The following is a 21954-nucleotide window of genomic DNA, read 5'->3' as shown; positions in this document are numbered from 1 at the left end:
TCAGGCTCCGGTCGATCAGGAAAACGAGGGTTGGCAGGCGAGCAGGGCGGCACCGCGTGCACCGCCGGCATCGCCGAAGCGCGGCGGCACGATGGGCGGCACCTGCGCGCCGTTGAACAGATGTGCGGCAACGGCGGCGGGCAGCAGCTGGTACAGCGGCGCGTACTGCGAAAGGCCGCCACCGAGCACGATGACGTGCGGGTCCAGCGCCAGCACCAGTGCGGCCAGGCTGTGGCCGAGCAGGTCGCGGTGGATGTCCAGCGCCTGGCGGGCACGCACATCGCCGGCCTCGGCCAGGGTGATCACTGCGCTGGCATCGCGCGCGTTGCCGCCGAGATGGCGCTCGATCATCGCCACGCCGCTGCCCGACACGTAGCGCTCCACGCAGCCCTGCAGCCCGCAGCCGCAGTCCAGCAGCGGCAGGCCGTGGCGCTGCAGCAGGTGGCCGGGCACGCTCCAGTGGCCCCACTCGCCGGCCAGGCCGTTGAAGCCGGTCAGCAGGCGGCCCTGCAGGCAGAAGCCACCACCGGCACCGGTGCCGAGGATGGCGCCGAACATGCTGGGGTAGCCGTCGGCGGCACCACCGTGCGCCTCGGACAACGCGAAGCACTGCAGGTCGTTGCCGAAGTGCAGCGGACGCGCCAGCCGTGCCTGCAGGTCCTGCGCCACGCACTGGCCGGTCAACGCCGGCACGTTCGCGCTGAGCTGGCGGCCGCTGCGGCGGTCGCGCACGCCGGGCAGGGCGATGCCGATGGCGGCGTCACTGCGCCCCAGCGCGGCATCGGCCTCGGCTACCAGCGCGACCACAGCCTGCAGGAAGCCGGCGTAGTCGCCCTGCGGCGTGGCCACGCGGCGGCGCCAGGTAACATGCATCGCCGCATCGCACGCCACCAGCTCGATCTTGGTGCCGCCGATGTCGATGCCGTAGCAGGCGTGGGCGATCAGCTCAGCCATGGTGGATGGTGACGCCCTGGACGACGCGGTTGACGGTGCCGTCCGGGAACGGATTGTCCGGGGTCAGGCCCAGCGCGGCCGAGCGCTGCAGCGCGAACAGCTGGGCAAAGCCCAGCCACACCGGCGCCAGCCATGGGTCGTCCAGTGCCGGCACGGTGAGCGTGTACTCGTCGTCCGCGCCGATATCCGCATGCGGACCGATCGCAAGCACCTGCCCGGCCACGCCGTCGCGGCGCAGTTCTTCCAGCAGGTCCTGTTCGTAGCGGCGTGCCAGCGGCTGCACGCTGCGCAGCACCACCACCAGCGTGTCGCCGTCCAGCGTGGACTTGGGGCCGTGGCGGAAGCCGAGCGGGGTGTTGGCCAATGCCAGCACGCGGCCGGCGGTCAGCTCCAGCACCTTCAGCGCGCACTCGCGGGCCAGCGCTTCCAGCGGACCGCTGGCCAGGTAGATCACTCGGTTGAACGGACGCTGCGCGAGTGACGCCACCGGTGCATCCCACTGCGCCAGGCCTTCGCGGCCGAGCGTGGCGATCTGCTTCAGGCGCGCGACGCGTGCCTCCCACGGCGAGCGGTCGAACACGGTCAGCGCGGCCAGCAGCATGCAGGTCAGGCTGCTGGTCATGGCGAATGCACGATCGCAGCTGGCCGAAGGCATCAGCAGGGTGCAGGTATCGCTGCGGCCGGCGCCGCGGCGGGCCAGTTCGCCATCGGCGTTGCAGGTGATGTCGAGGAAGCGGGCATCGGCCACGTCACTGCGCACGCGGTCGACCGCGGCCACGCTTTCCGGGCTGGAACCGCTGCGGCCGAACGACACCAGCAGGGTGGGGCGGTCGCGCTGCAGGTACAGCACCGGGTGGGTCAGCAGGCTGGTGGTATGCACCACGCGCACCTCGGCCGGCCACTGCGCGTTGATCGCATCGGCCACCATCTCGGCGATGAAGCCGGAGCTGCCGGCGCCAGTGAACAGCACGCGCTGGTTGGGATCGTTGAGGCTGTCGCCGAGGAAGGCCTGCAGGCGGTCGCGGGCACGCGACAGGTCCTGCGCAAGGGCTTCCCACAGCGCCGGCTGCTGGGCGATTTCGGTAGCGGTATCGGCTCCGCCGCGGCGCTGCCAGGCGGACACATCGGAAAGCAGGGTGACGTCCATTCGGAGGTTCCAGTTGGGCCAGCGCACCATCAGCGTTTTCTTTCGAAATGTCAAACATCGAAAGCAAAAAGAAAGAAATAGGCTGACCTGACTTACCCGTGATGGCGTCGATCGCGAAACGCAAGAATCGGCCGGATGCCGTATCGCACAATGCTTAACAGGGGGTTGCAAGCGCTTACACAAAGTATTGCGGCGCAACAACTTTCGTTTCTATCAAATATATCTTCCTTTTTCCTTTCAGTTTATTGACATCTTTCGAATCACTGCCCTAGAGTCGGCCGCAACTGCTTTCGAAACGCCCGGTAAACGGGTTGGGAGTTCGTGTGGAGAACCGCATTCGTCGCTCGCCGCTGTTGCTGGCCCTGCTGCCGGCATTGATGCTGGCAGCGACATCGGCCCAGGCCGAGCCGGTCGGCAACCTGCGTTCGGTCAGCGCCAGTGACAGCCGTGACGGCGTGCACGGCTGGGATCTGCAGACCGACAGCGGCGCGCGCATCCGCATCGAACTGCCGGCCGCGGACATCATCCGCGTGCAGGCCGGCCGCAAGGGCACGTTGACCGGGGCTGGCGACAAGGCCGCGCCGATCATGCTGCCGCAGCCCAAGGCGAACGTGCAGGCGCAGCTGGAAGAAGACGCACAGGAGATCCGCGTGCGCACCGACGCACTGGTGCTGCACGTGCAGCGGCAACCGCTGCGCCTGCGCCTGGAACGCCTCGACAACGGCCAGCCGACCGCGCTGTGGCAGGAACTGCAGCCGCTGGACCTGGACGCCACGCAGAGCGTGCAGGTGCTTTCATCGCAGGCCGACGAAGGCTATTTCGGTGGTGGCCAGCAGAACGGCCGTTTCCAGTTCAAGGGTCGCGAACTGGAAGTGTCCTACTCCGGCGGATGGGAAGAAGGTGATCGCCCGAGCCCGGCGCCGATGCTGCTCAGCAGCCGTGGCTGGGGCATGCTGCGCAACACCTGGAGCGATGGCAGCTACGACCTGCGCCAGGCCGACCAGGCCACCCTGCTGCACCGCGAAGACCGCTTCGATGCCTACTACTTCGTCGGCGCCGACCTGCCGAAGCTGATCGAACGCTACACCCAGCTCACCGGCCGCCCGAACATGGTCGCGCGCTGGGCGCTCTCCTACGGCGATGCCGACTGCTACAACGACGCCGACAACAGCAAAAAGCCCGGCACCGTGCCCGAAGGCTGGAGCGACGGCCCGACCGGCACCACGCCGGATGTGATCGACAGCGTGGCCAAGCAGTACCGCGAACATGACATGCCCGGTGGCTGGATCCTGCCCAACGATGGCTACGGCTGCGGCTACCAGAAGCTGCCGGAGACTGTGCAGGGGCTGGCGAAACATGGCTTCCGCACCGGCCTGTGGACCGAGAACGGCGTCGACAAGATCGCCTGGGAAGTGGGCAAGGCCGGCACCCGCGTGCAGAAGCTGGACGTGGCCTGGACCGGCAAGGGCTACCAGTTCGCGATGGATGCCAACCGCCAGGCCTTCAACGGCATCCTCGACAATTCCGACTCGCGCCCGTTCCTGTGGACGGTGATGGGCTGGGCCGGCATCCAGCGCTACGCCGTGGCGTGGACCGGCGACCAGAGCAGCAGCTGGGACTACATCCGCTGGCACGTGCCGACCCTGGTGGGTTCGGGCCTGTCCGGCATGGCCTACGCCAGCGGCGACGTCGATGCGATCTTCGGCGGCAGCGCTGAAACCTTCACCCGCGACCTGCAGTGGAAGGCGTTCACTCCGGTGCTGATGGGCATGAGCGGCTGGTCGTCGAACGCACGCAAGCATCCGTGGTGGTTCGACGAGCCCTACCGCAGCATCAACCGCGATTACCTGAAGTTGAAGATGCGCCTGACCCCGTACATGTACGGGCTGGTGCACGAGGCCGCGCAGACCGGCGCGCCGCCGGTGCGTGGCCTGATGTGGGACAACCCGCGCGATCCGCATGCGCATGATGAAAGCTACAAGTACCAGTTCCTGCTCGGCCGCGACCTGCTGGTGGCGCCGGTGTACCGCAGCCAGGCAGCCAGCCGTGGCTGGCGCCGCGACATCCATCTGCCCGCCGGTGGCTGGGTCGATTACTGGGATGGCCGCCGCGTGCAGGCCGGCGCCGAGGGCCGCCAGCTCGACCGCCAGGTGGATCTGGCTACGCTGCCGGTGTTCGTGCGCGCCGGTGCCATTCTGCCGATGTACCCGACGATGCTGTTCGATGGTGAAAAGCCACTCGATGAAGTGACGTTCGACCTGTACCCGCAGGGCGATGCGCAGTACACGTTGTACGAAGACGACGGCAACACGCGCCGCTACCAGAAGGGTGAATCGAGCACGCAGGTGGTGCGCGTGCAGGCGCCGGCGCAGGGCAGTGGCCCGGTGCAGGTGCAGATCGACGCGGTGCAGGGCAGCTACAACGGCCAGCTGGCACAGCGACGCTACGGCCTGCGCGTGCTCAGCCGGCACGCGCCGCGCGCGGTGCAGGCCGCTGGCCGGGCGCTGCCGGCGCTGGCCGATGCGGCCGCCTTCAACAACGCCAGCGAAGGCTGGTACTTCGATGCCAAGGATCGCCGCGGCACGCTGCACGTACGCACGGCCACGCAGGACATCCGCCAGCCGCTGCAGCTGCAGCTGGACTTCGCAGTCGCCGCTTCCGCCGCCGACGATGTCTTCCCGGCCGCACCGGTGCTGGGCCGCGAACTGCCGGCCGACAGCCTGCTGGTGGTCAACCGCCCGGCCGAAGAACCGGGCCACGCGCTGGAAAATGCCTTCGACGATGACCCCAACACCTGGTTCCGCAGCGTGCGCAACCAGGCCGTGCGTACCGGTGCGCATGAGTGGGTGGTCGGCTTCGGCGAGCGGAAGATGATCGACGGCATCGAGATCGCGCCGCGCAACGACAAGAACTGGAAGCACGGCCAGGTGCGCGACTACGAGGTCTACCTGGGCGACAGCAATGGCGAGTGGGGCGAACCCATCGCGCGTGGCCGCCTGCAGTTGAAGGAAGGCGTGCAGCGCATCGACTTCCCCGCGCATGCCGGCCGCCTGCTGCGCTTCCGCGTGCTGAGCGTGCAGAACCCCGAGGGCGACGGCGCCAGCAGCACCGATCCGATGGTCACCGCCGCACAGGGCAGCGCCCGCGCATTCGATGCACTGCAGCCGCGCGATGTCGGCCCGATCGCGCTGTCCACCTTCCACATCCTCGAACACCAGGAACCGGAGCGACCAGCCCGGCAGCAGTATCTCTCCGAGCTGCCGGTGCCGGCCGCGCTGGCCAGCCAGGTCCGCGCCGACCAGTCCTTCCGTGGCGACGCCGGCCTGCGCATGAACGGCCTGCAGTTCCGCCGTGGCCTGGGCGTCGGTGGCAACAGCCGCATCGACCTGCGCCTGCAGGGCGGCTGGAACCTGCTGCGCGCCGATCTCGGCATCGACGATGCCTGCCGCACCGCCGGGGGCCTGCAGTTCCAGGTCTGGGGCGATGGCCGCCTGCTGTACGACAGCGGCCTGGTGAAGGCACCCGGCGTGGTTAAGCCGGAGCTGGACATCCGTGGTCTTTCCACCCTGAGCCTGCGCACGCTGGGTGCGCAGGGCAGCCAACCCGCCCAGGTCTGCGCCAACTGGGCCAACGCCGTGCTGATCGGCCAGGAGGGCGACTCCGCCAGCATCGTCGCCCCATGACCCCCACGTAACACCGCTCCTCCCCCGCCCATTCCGACCATGGCTCCAGAGCCGTGGCCCGGGAGCGTTTTGCCCGCCAATCGCTTTCGCGCCGCCCACCCGCTGCGCACCCCTGCCAGGAGAGAACCCCGATGTTGCCCGCACGCCACCCCCGTCCGCCCTGTCGTTCCTTCGCCCCGCTGTCGCTGGCCATCGCCGGCGTACTGCTGTCGATCGCCCTGCCTGCTGCCGCCCAGGACAGCAAGGACAACGCCACCGATCTGGCCCGCATCGAAGTCACCGGCTCCAACATCCGCCGCACCGACGTTGAAACCGCATCGCCGGTGCAGGTGATCAGCAAGCAGGACATCCAGAACATGGGTGCGCGCACGCTGCTGCAGGTGCTGGACAACCTGCCGGCCGCGCGACCCGCGCAGCAGGATTCGCGTTCGCTGTTCACCGGCTCGGACGGCGCCTCGCAGGCCAACCTGCGTGGGCTGGGCGCGCAGGGCACGCTGGTGCTGTTGAACGGCCGCCGCCTGTCGTACTACGGCGCACCGGCAGGCTTCCAGACCCAGTTCGTCAACATCGATGCGATCCCGGCCGCGGCCATCGAACGCATGGAAGTGCTGACCGACGGCGCCTCGGCGGTGTACGGCACCGATGCGGTGGCCGGCGTCATCAACGTGATCACCAAGCGCAACTTCCAGGGCGCGGAGATCAACTTCACCAACGACACCTCTTCGCGCATTGACTCCTACGGCGAGCGCCAGGCCAGCATCACCGCCGGCTTCGGCGACCTGACCGAGAACCGCTTCAACGTCTATGGCGCGGTGAACATGTACCGCCGCGACGCGATTCCGCTCAGCGATTTCTACGACAAGCGCCCCAGCCAGTACTACGTCAACAACCCCAACTACCTAACCAACCTGCGCCTGGGCGTGGGCAGCAAGCCGGGCCAGTTCAACCCGGGCACCTACTTCGCCTTCGATCCGGTCACCGGCCGCCGCGTGCAGGAAGCCGCGCCGGGCTGCCAGAACGTGCTGCAGGGCCAGGCCGCCGGCCCCAGCTGCGTCTGGGAAACGTGGATGAACAACGAGATCGATGCCGGCGCCAAATCCGAGCGCAATACCGCCTACCTCAACGGCACCTTCCTGGTGGGCGACAACACCGAGATCTTCGCCGAGGCCACCTACACCGACATCGACCTGCGCGCCAATGGCGGCACGCCGCGCACCTACAGCACCACCACCGGCAACCCGACCAGCTGGTTCTCGCGTGATACCGGCACCTCGGTCAACCAGTTCCTGTACCCGTACCTGGGCCCGAACAACGAGTACAACCACGCCAGCCCAGAACTGAAGGCGATGATGGGCGGCGTGGTCGGCCTGCAGTACCTGCTGCAGGATGCCGGCGCCAACTACTTCGGCCAGCGCAACACCGACCAGAGCTACCGCGTGCTGACCGGCGCGCGTGGCAACGTCGGCGACTGGAACTGGGAAACCGCGTTCGCTACCGCCGGTACGCACTCCACCACCTACCAGACCATCAACGTCAACCTGAAGGGCTTCGAGAAGGCCTTCGGTCCGTACTCGGTGGATCCGGGCACCGGCCGGGTCATCATCTCCGACCACCCGGCGTACAAGTTCGGCGAGATCAGCGAGGCCAACGCAGCGCTGATCCGCGAGGCTTTCCCGACCTTCGACATCCAGTCCTGGACGCGCCTGCACACCCTGGACGGCAAGATCGAAGGCCCGCTGTTCCAGCTGCCTGCCGGTGAGATGCGCGCGGCCTTCGGCTTCAACGCCAGCCGCGAAACCTTCTACACCCCGGGCAACCCGGATGCTGCCGCCGGCCTGATCACCCAGCAGGGTGGCTCGTGGTTCGACGGCGCACGCAACACCTATGCGCTGTTCTCCGAAACCGTTGCGCCGATCACCGACAAGCTGGAACTGGACGCGGCGCTGCGCGTGGACAAGTACCCGAACTTCAGCGCCAACGTCGCACCGAAGATCGGCTTCAAGTACCAGGCCTTCAAGCAGCTGATGCTGCGCGGTACCTATTCCACCGGCTTCCGCGCGCCCAGCCTGGCCGAGTCGGGCAGTGGTGGTGTGTTCGCCCAGCTGGGCGGCTACCGCGATGAGGTGCGCTGCGCCGAGACCAACGCCATCGCCGACCTGCTGCGGCAGTCGCAGCGTGCCGGTGACGTGGACCTGGGCAAGAGCCTGGCCAACGTCGACTGCAGCCGCACCGTCGCGCGCATGACCCAGCCCAACCAGGACCTGAAGCCGGAGAAGGCCAAGATCGCGACCCTGGGCTTTGTCTACGAGCCGGCGAGCTGGCTGTCGGTGTCGGCGGATTACTGGTTCATCTACCGCAACAACGAGATCGTCGCGCCGGACTTCAGCCGCGATACCGACATCATCTCCTCCTCGCGCTCGCCGATCACCGATGCCGACCGCGCCAACCTGGCCCAGCTGGCGGCGATGTGCGCCGACCCGGCCAGCGGCGTGAGCTGCCCGGCCGTGCTGCCCGGCTACAGCGTGGGCAACGTGGCCAGCGTGGTGGGCCAGTACAAGAACCGCGGCAAGACCCTGGTCGACGGCTTCGACATCGATGCACGCAGCCGCTTCTCGCTGGGTGAATGGGGCGGGCTGAACGTCGGCCTGGCCGCCACCATCGCCAACCGCAACCGCTACTACATGGATGACGAAAGCGGCTGGTACTACGGCGACGTGGTGGGCTACTACAACAACCCGCGCCTGCGCGCCACGCTCAACGCCGACTGGACCTACAAGCAGGTGACCACCAGCATGTTCGTCAACTACGTGGGCGGCACCAAGTGGGCGCGCGACCGCGTGGACGAAGTGGACAACAACAAGGAGACCTGCACCGCCGGTTTCCTGGCCCTGGAAGCCAGCAAGTGCGATGGCGCACCGTCGTGGTGGACCGCCAACCTGAGCGTCACCTGGCGCCCGGATGATGCCTGGAACCTCAGCTTCACCGTCAAGAACCTGTTCGATCGCCTGCCGTTCTACGATCCGAACAGCTTCCTGGGCGATTCCAGCGATTACGCCACCATCTTCGGCCGCGGCTACAGTGTGACCGTCGGCTACCGGTTCAAGTGATTCCGTTCGTGTGACCCTGGTGCGCCGGTCGTGGCCGGCGCACCTTCAAGAGGAGAGTGTTTGCCATGAAGCGTAGGGAGTTCATCGCGGCCAGTGCCGCCGTCGCCACCAGCAGCCTGTTGCCGCAGACGCCCGCCTGGGCCGCTGGGCGCAAGGTGCGCCTGGCCATGATCGGTACCGGCATGCGTGGCCTGGTGCTGCTGAAGGAGCTGGTGCGCCGGGACGACGTGGAGGTGGTCGCGCTGTGCGACATCGAGCCGATCATGCTCGGCCGTGGCGTGGAAATGGTGACCAAGGCCGGCAAGCCCGCGCCGAAGGCCTATGGCCAGGACCGCGACATCAACGCGTGGAAGCGCCTGCTGGAACAGAAGGGCATCGATGGCGTGATCATCGCCACGCCGTGGCAGTACCACGCGCCGATGGCGATTGCCGCGATGCAGGCCGGCGTGGCCGTGGGCTGCGAAGTAGTGGCCGGCATCACCCTGCAGGACCACTGGGACGTGCTGAAGACCCAGCTGGAAACGCGCACGCCGTACATGTTGCTGGAAAACGTCTGCTACCGCCGCGACGTGATGGCCGCGCTGCAGATGGTGCGGCAGGGCCTGTTCGGCGAGCTGGTGCACCTGCAGGCGGGCTACCAGCACGATCTGCGCGAGGTGAAGTTCAATTCCGGCGATCCCAATCAGCCTTATGACAGCGGCGTGGAGTTCGGCCCCAAGGGCTGGAGCGAAGCGCGCTGGCGCACCGAGCATTCGGTGCAGCGCAATGGCGAGCTGTACCCCAGCCACGGCATCGGCCCGTGCGCGATGTACACCGGCATCAACCGCGGCAACCGCTTCACCCACATCAATGCATTTGCCAGCAAGGCGCGTGGCCTGCACGAGTACACGGTGGCCAAGAGTGGCGGCACCACCCACCCCAGCACCAAGGTGAAGTTCAAGCTGGGCGACATCGTCACCACCACCCTGGCCTGCGAGAACGGCGAGACCATCATCCTGCAGCACGACACCTCGCTGCCGCGTCCGTATTCGCTGGGCTTCCGCGTGCAGGGCACCAAGGGCCTGTGGATGGACGTGAACCATTCGATCCACATCGAAGGCCGCAGCCCGCCGCACCAGTGGGAAGAGTTCAAGACCTACCAGGACCAGTACGAACACCCGCTGTGGAAGCAGAACGCCGACACCGCCGCCAGCGCCGGCCACGGTGGCATGGACTGGTTCGTCATCCACGCCTTCGTGGAAGCGCTGAAGGCCAAGGCGCCGATGCCGATCGACATCTACGATGCGGTGACCTGGAGCGCGATCACGCCGCTGTCCGAGCAGTCGATTGCCAACAGCTTCCAGACGCTGGAATTCCCGGATTTCACCGCCGGCGCGTGGAAGCAGCGCAAGCCGATCTTCGCATTCGACGGCAAGTACTGATCCGCCCCCTGATCTGACGGTAGCGCCGGGCCATGCCCGGCGTTGCTGTCTCCGCGCGCACTACACTGATGCTCCCAACACCGGCGGAGCCCCAGCCCATGGCATGGCAGAAGATCAGCGACCAGCCGGACCAGCGTTTCCTCGGTCCGTTCCGCATCGAATTCTGGCGCATCCACGAGGGCCGGGTGTTCCACCAGGGCCGGCTGCTGCGCAAGGCCGATGCAGCGAGCTTCGAGTTCATTCCGGCGCACTTCTTCATCGGGCGCGATGCGCACGCGGTCTACCACGCGTGGACCCGGCAGACCTCCATCGACCGCGACAGCTTTCGCCAGTGTGGCGAATACTGGCTGGACGACCATGCCGTCTACTTCGAGTACGAGACCTCGCTGAAGTCGCTGGCCGGGGCGGACTGCACAACGTTCCGCGATCTCGGTGGCGGCTACGGGGCCGATGACCAGGGCGGCTGGTACTGCGGCCGGCGGATGAAGCACTGCCTGCGTGGCGACCTGCTGCAGGGGGTGGCAGAGGACCCGCTGTACGCCGTTGATGACAGCAACGTCTACTGCGACGGGAAGCCGCTGCCCGGGGTGGATCGCGCGCGCTGGCAGCTGCTGGACGGGTGCTTCTCGGGTGATGGCAGCCGGGTCTACTACCTGGAACGGAAGCTGCCGCGGGTGGACGCGGCGACGTGGCGCTGGCTGGAGGGGAGCTGGTCGCGGGATGCGACGCAGTTGTTCACCATGCATCTGGTGGAGAAGGATGCCGGGGTGCGGGCGCTGCATGGGTTTGAGTGACGGGCGCGAGCGGCCGAGCCGCCGAGCTCCGGGAGCCGTGGTGTTGCTTGGGGGAACATCCTGCTGTGAGGCAAGGTCTGCAAGGGCAGACAGGAGCAGGGAAAGATGGCGCGCCCGGAGGGATTCGAACCCCCGACCAATGGCTTCGGAAGCCACTACTCTATCCGGCTGAGCTACGGGCGCGCAGGCCGGACAGTGTAGCGGAAATTTCTCAACGATGCGCGATCCCTATCTGAATTGCATCGTCCGCAGGTTACTCAGGCGAACTTCTCCAGCAGCTGCTCGTACTGGGCCAGGATGCTGGGCCAAGTCAGGCCGTTCTGGAATCGCTGGAGGCTGGACTGCTTCATCTGCTCCAGCAGCTCAGGAGATTTGCTGATCGCATCCAGCACCTCGGCAAAGGCATCTTCCGTACCGAAATAGCGTGCACCTTCACCAGCGACCCAGCGATTGAAACGGTTGTCGTGGGCAATGACGGCATTTCCCGCGCCCAAAGCTTCGACCAGCGAAGGATTGGTTCCTCCCACCTGGTGACCATGTACATAGGCAGCGCAGTGGAAACGAAGTGCCTGCACGATCTCCTTGTCATAAATAGCGCCTGCGAAGAGCACCTCGTCGCTGGCGGCATCCAGAACGGACTTCTGGTACGGATGCTCAGTGGAATAGTTACCCAGTACCAGCAGTTTCAGTCCCCTAGGCCTGCGCGAGAATGCACGGACCACTTCCAGAACGGAGTTCTCGGGCTCGGCGCGGGCGATCAAGGTCAAGTAGCGGTGCGGCTGCAGTCCCAGCGCAATGACCGGCGCGGCGGGCGCATCGACGACTCTTTCGGCGCCGTAAGCGATCGTGGTGATCTTCGCCTCGCGGGTGCGGCTGGAAAGATGCCGCTTGATCTCGGGATGGTCGGCAACCAGATGGTTGCCAAGCCAGCACCCGGCCCAGTCGTTGAGCCAGAACCAGACTTTTGCGATGGCTCCCCACTTGGCGCGTGACCACTCAATGCCATCCATATTGATGACATTGCAAATGCCGCTGGCCCGGAGCCGCGCGCAGAATACCGCGGTGTTATAACCAAGTGTCAGGCACGCGTCGCGATGCTGCGCCGCATGGGCAATGGACTTCCAGTCAAACACGATCGTCCCAGCAGGACCTGGCCTGGAGACGGGAATGTGCACGCGCTCGATGCCATTCCACGTGTCCTCCCAGATTTCGCTGCCTTCGTCTTCCTGGCAGTAGACGACAACCCTCCAGCCGCGCTCGACCAGGTAAAGTGACAAATACTCTGCAAACGTCTCGAAGCCACCGTGGGCAGCGGGCAAACCTCGAATGCCGAGAATCCGAAGCGTCCGGCTCATGGCGCTTCTCCCGTCATGGTTGCATCCCCAGGAGGCTGCAGCTCATGGCTTTTTCCGGCCAGTTCGGCATATATCCCGGTCAGTCGCTGCGCGATCCGTGTCCGGGTTATTCCAGTTGCCAGGAACGCTTCGCGGATTCGCTCCGCTGGCACACGTTGCGACAGCACGGACGCTACCGCGTTTGCGATCTGCACGGGATCGCTGTCCGCCACCACGGCGGAGCCGGGGACATCGGCAAGCATGTCCCTGACATTGCCCACATCGCGAGCTACCACAGGCGTCCCACAGCACAGTGATTCCTTCACCGAGTTCGGAGAGCCCTCGTAGTCAGAGGTGAGTACATGCACCGAGGCGGCCGCAAACATCAGGGGCACCTTCCGCCTCTCCTGTCCGACCATGACCAGCTCCTCGATCTTCATGCCCGGATTGTCGAGTCTGACCTTCTCAACAACACTGCTGAAAATATCGTAGCGCTTCTGCTCCCGGAACTTGTTCTTCGAACTCACGAACAGCAGGTAATGGACATCGGCAGACAGGCCAAGCTCTGCTTTTGCGGATGCTCTGTCCATGATCTGAAAGAACTCCGAGTCAACGCCGTTCGGAAGGTTCAGGACCTTGCTGTTGCCTTTCAATTCGGCCGGGACCGGGCTCTTGAATATGACCCGCGACGACAGTGAAACCGCAAGCTTGCACGCCAGCTGCTTGATCCACTCCACCCGCAGGCCCTTCACTTCATACGTCCAGTCGTTGAGGAAGGAGAGGACGATTGGCTTCCTGCCAGGAACTCCAGCCAGCGCTGCGACGAACAGGGAATAGGCGTGATGGCAATGCACCACATCACATTCTCCCATCCTGCCGCGGATCGCAGATATGGCGGAAAAATAAGCCTTCTTTCCTTCTTCCCGTCCATTGATGAACACAACCGAACTCTGCACTGTCTCTGGCAGTGATTCGATTTGCTCCTTGACGAAGACTCCGTACTCCGGCGTCCCCTTGCACGGATACGCATTTGTAACATGCAGTGTTCTGATGCTCATTCCATTGTACTCAATGCTTTGAAAGGCCAATCCCTGCCGCTCTGTTGCGATTTCCATCCGCATAGGGAACGAAGGGTCTCAGCCATCGCGTGACAGGTTTCTCGATGGCCACGTGGATGATCGAAGCGCCCACTAGTGCAGCGGCCACACTCAGTATCACCGACAAGGCCGGGGCGTCGACGCCGAGTCGCTTGAGGACTTCCGGGACCGCCGGCGAAATCAATGGGTGGAAAAGATAGAGTGCGTAGGATGCCTCACCGAGGAACAGGATCCATTTCGGCACCCGACCCTTCAGCAGGGGTTCGGCGCCGATGCACAGCAGTACGATCAAACTGGCAGTGAGGAAGCCACCGACTGAACGCGCCTTCGCGGCGATCTCAACCCCGAAGAACATGTTGCCCAGGGCCAGGGCGGCCAATCCGACCACACTTGCCGCCAACAGCACCCGGGCATCGATCTTGTCCTTGATCAACGCGAAGACCATGCCCACGAAAAAGAAGCCAACGATGGGGTTGAAGTACATGGTTGCCGCGTTCCAGCTCGGTTCCCGGAATGCGGAGATCAGAATGCAGACACCCAGCACTGATCCGACGAACGCGATCACGTTGGTGCGCAACACCAGAGCGAGCGTAAACACGGCGTAGAAAAACATTTCAAAGATGAGCGTCCAGCCGACACCCAGCAGTGGTTCGAAGCGTCCATCGACGTTTGTGCTGGGCAGAAGTAGATACGAGAGCACTACCTTGGACGGCTCCAGTTCCGCGTGCAGCACGACGCTCGGTACAACCAGCAGCGAAATGAGCTTTATTGATGTCGCCAGCCAGTACATCGGCACGATTCGGAGAACCCGGCGTGCCGCGAACACCTTCCAGCCATCGGGGCGATTCATGAAGCCATCTGCAGTAAGCATCATGACGAAGCCACTGATGACGAAGAAGATGTCCACGCCGATGGCGCCAGGGCTCCACACCGGCATTTCACTACTCAGGCGTTCGTGCGTGTAGAAACTTGCATGAGTGATGACTACCAGAAGCGCAGCGACCAGTCTCAGCGCCTGGAGGCCATCCTGTCGTTCACTTCCCTTCATTGGGGCGGCTCCTTGTTGATCGATTCGGGTGTATCGGTTCTAGCGAAAGCGAGGAACACCGCCAGGGCTATGAGGAAGAACTCGTTGTTGAACGGGACCGATGCAAGTGAAATGATCACGGCCGCAATCCAGGCCATGCTTGCCAGCGCGGAGCTGTGGGAGCGGGTGCTGGAGTAGCGGCGCAATGCAGGAATGCCAAGGCGGAAAATGAATATCAGGTACGCTATCAAGCCGATGTAGCCTGACTGTCCGAGAATCTTTGGCCAGAAGACGTCGGTAATGAAGTTTCCTGTTTCCTGGGAAATGCCATAGACCCGGTCCAGGCCGTACACGCGATAGACATCGCTGTAGCCCAGCTTGTAGGAAGGTGCGCTGGCAAAAGTACCGGCGCCACTGCCAAGTGGAAAGCTGTCATTCGCAATCTTTACGGAAGTCGTCGTCAGCGCGGTGCGAGCCATTTCCTCACTACCTTGGCCGAGGTAGTAGGAGAGCTGGCCGGATACGGCTGCACCAACAGGCGTGAAATTCCAGACTGCAACAATCAGGCCGAGCAGGCCCGCGCCCCACATCAGCCGCATGGCCGATCCGCGGCCGGCATTGACGATGAACATTGCCGCACAGAACAGTGCGATGGTCTCCTTGGCGGAGAAGTGCAGTACCACCAATGACGTGATGAAGGCCAGTGCGAGCAGGCGGAAGATCGACTTCCTCTCGAGGAAGAGGTAGTAAGCGCAGCCACTCGCAATCAGCATTACCCAGACGCTTTCGGTATGCGAATAGAAGATGCCGTTGGGCTGGAAGAGGCCCACGCGGGGCACGAGCGCCTGGCCATGTATGCCAACGCCGTTGGAGAACAGGTCGACGATCACGAAGGGGGCGTTTGCCAGGCCCAATGCCAGGAAAATCCAGCAGATCTGCGACAGGTCCTTCCGATGCGCAGTCGATCGCAGGGAAATGATATGGAACGCGAGGAATACGATCAGTAGCTTGGATTCCAGCGCAGCGTCGTACAGGCTGGCCATCGGCTGCGGAACGCCGCCATAGGGAGAAAGCAGGGCGGAGACAATGCCGATGATCGAAAAAATTCCGAACGGAACCAGCAGCGGTGCATGTGCACGCCAGCGCCTGCTCAAGCCCAATGCAATCGTGGGGACGAGCAGCAGGCACATCAGCTCATCGATCGGTGTAGGGCTGTTCTCATTCTGGACCAGAAGCAGGTAAAGGACCTTCGCTATCACGAAGGCGCCGATCCATGCGGGTGCGACACGCAAGGCGATTGTGTGGGTCTGGGGTGCGTTCATGTGCATCATCTAGTCGTGTGCGGCTGGCAGTGGCGCGCGCTTGAGAAGCGCTATCAGATTCCTGCCAAGCAGGACCAAGAGCAGTACATAAGTAATGCTGCCCATCGCGGTGCGGGCAATCAGATTGAGGATCGCATTGTCCATCTGGACCACCGAGGTGGTGCAATAGAGCGCGATCGAGAACCCACACAGCAATGCAATCGATCCCGTCGGAAACCGTATCCCCGCCATGCGCATGGCCAGTCCGGCGGATGTGGCCAGGCCGGCGCATGCTGAAACCAATAGGGGAACGTTCAGCAATGCGTCCGCAGTCGGCCCCCAGCGGTCCTGGAGAATCCATGCTGTAACCACGTGGACGACGATCGAAACCATCGTGCCCCATATCGCGAGGTGCGTCTTCTTGGAAATGACGAACAGCGGATCAACAGCGTAGACGCGCAGTGCGATCAGGCCGGCCGCAATGGTGGCGGGAAGCGCGGACTCGATGAATGCATCCTTGAATGCTGGCGGTGGGAACAATTCGCCGATCTGCGGATACACCGCGAGGAAGCCCGCAATGCAGGGGAGCAGCAGCATGGAGGTGCCCAGCACCTGGGTGCGCGTAGAGGCGCTGGCATCCTGGCGGTCCATCAGGCGTATCGCCTTGGTCAGGATGACGATGTTGATGACCGTCCCTGCGGAAAGCAGGACGCGCTGTGAAAGATCGATCATCAGCAGGCTTCCCGCCAGGTCAGCCTCATTTCCCCATGCCAGGGCAAGCGCTCTTACCAGGGCGGGAAACAGAGCCGTGACGATCGACGATACGGAAACATAGGCTCCATATCGGAAGATCTCCGCCAGCGTCTTCTCCGGCGCACCCGCCTGCTTTGGCGTGGCGCGATGGGATACGCGAAAGAATGCAATGGCAGAGGCTGCGTAGGCAAGGGCGAGGGCGGCGATGCCCAACGTTGCTTCACCATAGAAGTGGGAAGCAGTGGTGAACAACAGCAGCGCTGCTGCTCCGCTGGCGGTCCACGACAGCGCGTAGCTTCTGTTCAGTTCTCCCGCACGGAAGAGGGCCTGTTGCCCATCGAAGCAGCCTTTCGCGGCGGCGAAAAAGAGGCAGGCCGAGGCCAAGGTCGCCCAGGGGAATGCGTGCTTGAGCAGCAGCATCAGAACCGCCGCGGCTATCGTCACCGATCCGAGCAGAGCGTATCCGCGCTTCAGCGGGGTGCTATACGCAACCAAGTGCTTGCCATCGGAATGGGAAAAGCGAAGTGTTGAAATCCGCAGCCATTCAAAAAGTGCAACCGACAGCAGCTGCGCAACGGACCACAGCGTGGAAAAGCGTGCGTACTCGCCAGCCGTCAACAGATGCGGAGCCAGAAGCTGGATGCCCAGCATGGCTGCAATGGCAAGTGCCATCGACAGCGGAACGGCGAGCATGGACAGGAGATTTTCCAGCTTTTTCACAGTCAGCGTGCCGCGCGGCGAGGAACTTCACGGGCAGGAACGCCCGCAAACACAGAGCCTGCTGCGACGTCCGTATTGACGAATGCGTTCGCGCCGATGATCGCCCCACGGCCAATGTTGACGGCGCCGACGATGACCGCGCCGGCATAGATCGTTACACCATCCTCGACGATTGGATAAGCCAGCGAGTCAGGGACCGAGGTTCCCAACGTGACGCTCTGATAGATGGTCACGTTGCTGCCGATACGCACGCGTTCACCAATCACGATTGACGCTGGGTGCGGGAGGAACAGGCCGCCACCGATGGTGCAGCGGGGATTGACGTGGCATGTCGTCAATAGGGTATTGAGCCGCCAGGTCAACAAAGCGAGCGGTTTTCCAACAACAGGCACCCGCCGGAGCCTCGCTGCAGTCCGGTGCAGGAGGAGCAGAAGGACTGCTGGCGAAAGCAGTGGAGCAACTAGCGCCTTGGGGCCAGACCAGTGGTTGGCCCTCAGGTCGTGCTTGAAATGCTGGAATGCCATGAAAATGGGGCCTGATGAGTACAGCCTTCACGCTGAGATCGGGCTTTGGTTTGAAGCCGCTGTTCAGTCTGCGCCAAAGATGTCGCGCGTGAAAACTTTTGCGGCTACATCGGTCAGCTCATCTGTGAGCCTGTTTGCAATGATGATGTCGGCACCCTGCTTGAACTCAGCCAGAGAGGTGACGACCGGCGAATGGAAGAAGTGTTCAGACTTGTGGGACGGCTCATAGACAATCACTCGAATTCCCTTTGCCTTGATCCGCTTCATGACGCCCTGGATTGCAGAGGAGCGGAAATTGTCCGAGCCGGCTTTCATGGTGAGGCGATAGATGCCGACAGTCTCAGGGTTGCGCTTGATTATTTCGCTGGCGATGAAGTCCTTGCGCGTCCGGTTCGCTTCGACGATCGCGTGTATCAGGTTCTGCGGAACGTCGCTGTAGTTTGCCAGCAGCTGCTTCGTATCCTTGGGCAGACAGTAGCCGCCGTAACCAAACGAGGGATTGTTATAGTGGCTCCCAATTCTCGGATCGAGGCTCACCCCGTCGATGATCTGCCGGGGATTCAACTCGTGCGAAGCGGCGTATGTATCGAGTTCGTTGAAGAAGGCGACACGCATGGCGAGGTAAGTGTTGGCGAAAAGCTTGATCGCCTCGGCTTCACTCGAATCGGTGAACAGTACCGGGATGTCCTTGGCAATCGCGCCTTCCGCCAACAGGGCAGCGAACAGCTCCGCGCGATCGGATCGCTCGCCTACAATGATCCTGCTTGGATAAAGGTTGTCATGAAGGGCGCGGCCCTCCCGCAGAAATTCCGGCGAGAAGATTACGTTGTCGGTGACGAATAGATCCTTCAGTCGCTTCGTGCAGCCCACGGGTACCGTCGACTTGATGATCATCACCGCAGACGGGTTGATTTCCACGACGTTTCGTACCACGGACTCGACAGACTCAATGTCAAAGCAGTTCGTCGACGGGTCGTAATCGGTGGGCGTGGCAATCACGACGAATGCGGCGCCTTCGCATGCATCCTTGACGTCCAGAGTCGCCCGCAGATCCAGGCGATGGTTGGCCAGGTACGTCTCGATCTCCGGATCCGCGATCGGCGAAATCCGCGAATTGATTTTATCGACACGCTCTGCGGATATGTCGAACGCGACTACTTCGTGATTCTGGGCAAGCAGTATTGCGTTGGACAGCCCTACGTAGCCAGTGCCGGCAATGGCAATCTTCATCGATCTGTTTTCCATTTATTATTGATTGGAAAAAGTGGCAAAAATGCACACTCTTTCAGGCCATGCTTCCTGCGGCGGATGCCTCGCGTCTTGGCCGACGGCATCCATTGCCTCGATGGCTGCAGCTTACCCAACCTACTGATCGTACTACACTGCGTTGATCTGGGCGGCGCTGGGCCCAAGGCGCGTGCTGGTCAGGTTGGGCGGTCGCCTCCGGAAGCCAATTTCGCTTGATCGGGGTGGTTGAGGTCCCGGAACTCGGTCACAGTTATGCTTGACAGGCCCCGGCGGCCGGAATGGCACGCTCCGTAAAGGGTCGGCGATGATAGCAGCACAGGGGATTGCAGGCTTCGGGATAAGCCGGGGGGCTGTCCCACCCTGGCGGGGGCTGGAAGCAAGCCGGATTCAGATGAGGTATGCTGGGAGGCTGTCTGTACCCAGGTCGCGCGGCTTGCCGGCAATGGACGTCTTGCTTGGGGATGAGTGACCTTGATCGAATGCCCCTGACGCAGGGAGCCGCTTGCGCGACGCGCACGGTTTTTGGATTCAGTACGAACCTTCGTATACGTCGATGGTTCCCGAGATGAAGTGGAAGCGATGACTAAGCAAACGGATGCACGCGTAGCCAAGGACGACGAAGTTGATCTGCGGGAGCTCTTGGGGACGTTGCTGGATCGCAAGTGGTGGATCATCGGTGCTACGGCGCTGTTCTTCATCGTCAGTGCGGCGTATGCGTTGATCGCGGCGCCGGTCTATCAGGCTCAGGCCATGATCCAGGTCGAGTCCAAGATGCCCTCAATTCCAGGTTTGGCGGACCTCGCTTCGCTGGGCGGAGGGGGGAGCACTGCCGCCACCACGGAAGTTGCATTGCTGACGTCGCGGACTGTCGTTGGGATGGCCGTTGATCAGTTGAAGTTGGACACCACTGTGGAAGCGCAGCGCTTCCCGCTGATCGGCGGCTTCGTGGCGCGCAGATTCAAGCCCATGAGCGCTGATGAGCTCGCGCCGGCACCGCTGGGCCTCACGCGTTACGGTTGGGGTGGTGAAGCGTTGGACGTTCACCTGCTTGCAGTGCCCGCGGCGCTGATCGATACGACGTTGGTGCTGGAGGCTGGTGACAAGCCCGGCACCTTCAGTCTGTTTGACCAGGACGGGGAGCAGGTGCTGCGTGGCGAGGTCGGCAAGCCGGCTACCGGCCAAGGCGTAACGATCGAGATTGCCACCCTGCGTGCCAATCCGGGCACAAGGTTCGACATTACGAAGCTGCGGCGGCTCGATGTCATTGCTGATCTGCAGGAAGACATCAAGGCATTCGAGAGGGGCAAGGACTCCGGCATCCTGCAGCTGAGCTACGAAGGTTTCGACCCCGCGCTGGCCGAGTCGCTGGTCCAGCGGGTGGCCGATGGCTATGTGCGCCAGAATGTGGATCGCAGCTCTGCCGAAGCAGCCTCACAGCTGCAGTTCGTCAAGGATCAGCTGCCAACCATCCGCCGCCAGGTCGAACAGGCTCAAGAGGCGATGACGGCCTATCAGTCGCGCGCCAATTCGGTCGACATCACCATGCAGACCAAGGGGCTTCTGGAACAGGAAGTTGCGGTCGAGGCCAGCATCCAGACGCTGCGTCTCAAGCAGGCGGAGATGGATCGCAGCTTCACTCGCGAGCACCCGGCGTATCGCGCCCTGCTCAAGCAGATCGGTGACTTGGAAGGACGCAAAGCCGGTTTCCAGCGCCAGGTTGGCCAGTTGCCTGATACCCAGCAGGAGCTGCTGCGTCTTACGCGCGACCTTCAGGTCAGCAATGAGCTGTACACCGCACTGTTGAACCAGGCACAGCAGCTGGACGTTGCGCGGGCGGGAGCGGTGGGCAATGTCAGGATCGTCGACCAGGCCGTTGTCGATATTGCAAAGCCGGTCAAGCCGCGCAAGGCTTTGATCGTAGGCATTGCAACCCTGCTGGGCGCGTTCTTGGCCATTGTGCTGGTGCTCCTCCAGCGCATGCTCAACCCGGGCATCGAAGATCCGGCGGACATCGAGGCCCTGGGCCTGCCGGTCTACGCCGCGATCCCGCTCAGCGTGTCCAACACGCTGCCCAAGCTGCGCAAGGGCAAGCACGGTACGCGCGTGGTGGCCGACGGTCGCCAGCACCTGCTGGCGGTGACCGCCCCGGCCGATCCGACCGTGGAAGCGCTGCGCAGCCTGCGTACCAGCCTGCACTTCGCCATGCTGGAAGCGAAGAACAACATCCTGACCATCTCGGGCCCGCGCCCGGGCGTGGGCAAGACCTTCGTGTCCACCAACCTGGCCGCGGTCATCGCGCAGGCGGGCCAGCGCGTGCTGGTCATCGACGCCGACATGCGCAAGGGCACGCTGCACAAGATCCTGGGTGTGTCGCACCAGAAGGGCCTGTCGGACGTGCTGGGCGGCAAGCTCAGCGTCGACGACGTGATCCATCCGGTGTCCGGCTTGGACAACATGCACTACATGGTGCGTGGTGACATTCCGCCGAACCCGGCCGAGCTGCTGATGCACCCGCGCTTCGCGCAGCTGCTGCAGGACATGTCCGGCAAGTACGACCTGGTGATCGTCGATACGCCGCCGATCCTGGCCGTGACCGATCCGGCGCTGGTCGCCACCCACGCTGGCTCGAGCCTGCTGGTCACCCGTTTCGGCGTGAACCAGTCCAAGGAAATCGAGCTGACGCTGCAGCGCTTCGAGCAGAACGGCGTGCAGATCAAGGGTGCGATCTTCAACGCGGTCGAGAAGCGTGCCACGGGCTATTACAGCTACGGTTACTACGAGTACAAGTCCGACGAAAAGGCCTGATCTTTTCGCAGGGCAGGACACCGGGGCCCGGTGCGCGCA

14 protein-coding genes and 1 tRNA gene are annotated in these 21954 nt (G+C 63.6%); 5 read left to right on the top strand and 10 right to left on the bottom strand.

What is annotated here, in order from left to right:
- Window positions 1-15 precede the first annotated feature (15 nt).
- Entirely contained in the window at window positions 16-954 is a 939-nt protein-coding gene (locus C1925_RS19630) for an ROK family protein (RefSeq protein WP_108770358.1), read from the bottom strand.
- Window positions 947-2101, bottom strand: coding sequence for an SIS domain-containing protein (locus C1925_RS19625; protein ID WP_108770357.1), 1155 nt, complete (start codon window positions 2099-2101; stop codon window positions 947-949). The genes C1925_RS19630 and C1925_RS19625 overlap by 8 nt, the downstream gene beginning before the upstream one ends.
- Window positions 2102-2424: 323 nt before the next feature.
- On the opposite strand from C1925_RS19625, the gene C1925_RS19620 reads away from it, so the two are divergent.
- The 4 genes from C1925_RS19620 (at window position 2425) to C1925_RS19605 (ending at window position 11106) form a co-directional block, all read left to right on the top strand.
- Complete coding sequence (locus C1925_RS19620) at window positions 2425-5784, top strand: TIM-barrel domain-containing protein (protein WP_108770356.1); 3360 nt, start codon at window positions 2425-2427, stop codon at window positions 5782-5784.
- 131 nt (window positions 5785-5915) lie between these two features.
- Window positions 5916-8891: a TonB-dependent receptor gene (locus C1925_RS19615; RefSeq protein ID WP_108770355.1), complete on the top strand. Its 2976-nt coding sequence runs from the start codon at window positions 5916-5918 to the stop codon at window positions 8889-8891.
- A gap of 65 nt (window positions 8892-8956) precedes the next feature.
- Window positions 8957-10312 carry a Gfo/Idh/MocA family oxidoreductase gene (locus tag C1925_RS19610; protein ID WP_108770354.1) on the top strand — a complete coding sequence of 452 codons (1356 nt, stop codon included), beginning with the start codon at window positions 8957-8959 and terminating at the stop codon, window positions 10310-10312.
- Between the two features lie 98 nt (window positions 10313-10410).
- Entirely contained in the window at window positions 10411-11106 is a 696-nt protein-coding gene (locus C1925_RS19605; protein WP_108770353.1) for a DKNYY domain-containing protein, read from the top strand.
- A 106-nt stretch (window positions 11107-11212) separates the two neighbouring features.
- Here C1925_RS19605 and C1925_RS19600 read toward each other — a convergent pair.
- The 8 genes from C1925_RS19600 to C1925_RS19565 form a co-directional block, all read right to left on the bottom strand.
- Window positions 11213-11289: transfer RNA gene (locus tag C1925_RS19600), tRNA-Arg, on the bottom strand.
- Window positions 11290-11363: 74 nt separating this feature from the next.
- On the bottom strand, window positions 11364-12461 hold the full coding sequence (locus C1925_RS19595) for a DUF1972 domain-containing protein (RefSeq protein WP_108770352.1): 1098 nt from the start codon (window positions 12459-12461) through the stop codon (window positions 11364-11366).
- Window positions 12458-13498 carry a glycosyltransferase family 4 protein gene (locus tag C1925_RS19590; RefSeq protein ID WP_159097580.1) on the bottom strand — a complete coding sequence of 347 codons (1041 nt, stop codon included), beginning with the start codon at window positions 13496-13498 and terminating at the stop codon, window positions 12458-12460. The genes C1925_RS19595 and C1925_RS19590 overlap by 4 nt, the downstream gene beginning before the upstream one ends.
- 10 nt (window positions 13499-13508) lie before the next feature.
- On the bottom strand, window positions 13509-14585 hold the full coding sequence (locus tag C1925_RS19585) for an acyltransferase (protein ID WP_108770350.1): 1077 nt from the start codon (window positions 14583-14585) through the stop codon (window positions 13509-13511).
- On the bottom strand, window positions 14582-15886 hold the full coding sequence (locus C1925_RS19580) for a hypothetical protein (RefSeq protein WP_159097579.1): 1305 nt from the start codon (window positions 15884-15886) through the stop codon (window positions 14582-14584). Before C1925_RS19580 ends, C1925_RS19585 begins: the two co-directional genes overlap by 4 nt.
- A 9-nt stretch (window positions 15887-15895) precedes the next feature.
- Complete coding sequence (locus C1925_RS19575) at window positions 15896-17338, bottom strand: hypothetical protein (protein WP_159097578.1); 1443 nt, start codon at window positions 17336-17338, stop codon at window positions 15896-15898.
- Window positions 17339-17340: 2 nt separating this feature from the next.
- On the bottom strand, window positions 17341-17862 hold the full coding sequence (locus tag C1925_RS19570) for a serine acetyltransferase (protein WP_108770347.1): 522 nt from the start codon (window positions 17860-17862) through the stop codon (window positions 17341-17343).
- Window positions 17863-17925: 63 nt separating this feature from the next.
- On the bottom strand, window positions 17926-19092 hold the full coding sequence (locus C1925_RS19565) for a nucleotide sugar dehydrogenase (protein ID WP_108770346.1): 1167 nt from the start codon (window positions 19090-19092) through the stop codon (window positions 17926-17928).
- A 597-nt stretch (window positions 19093-19689) separates the two neighbouring features.
- Here C1925_RS19565 and C1925_RS19560 point away from each other — a divergent pair.
- Entirely contained in the window at window positions 19690-21915 is a 2226-nt protein-coding gene (locus tag C1925_RS19560; RefSeq protein WP_108770345.1) for a polysaccharide biosynthesis tyrosine autokinase, read from the top strand.
- Window positions 21916-21954: the final 39 nt, after the last annotated feature.

The organism is Stenotrophomonas sp. SAU14A_NAIMI4_5 (assembly GCF_003086795.1).
Taxonomy (GTDB): domain Bacteria; phylum Pseudomonadota; class Gammaproteobacteria; order Xanthomonadales; family Xanthomonadaceae; genus Stenotrophomonas.
This window is presented reverse-complemented; position numbering and strand designations above follow the sequence as displayed.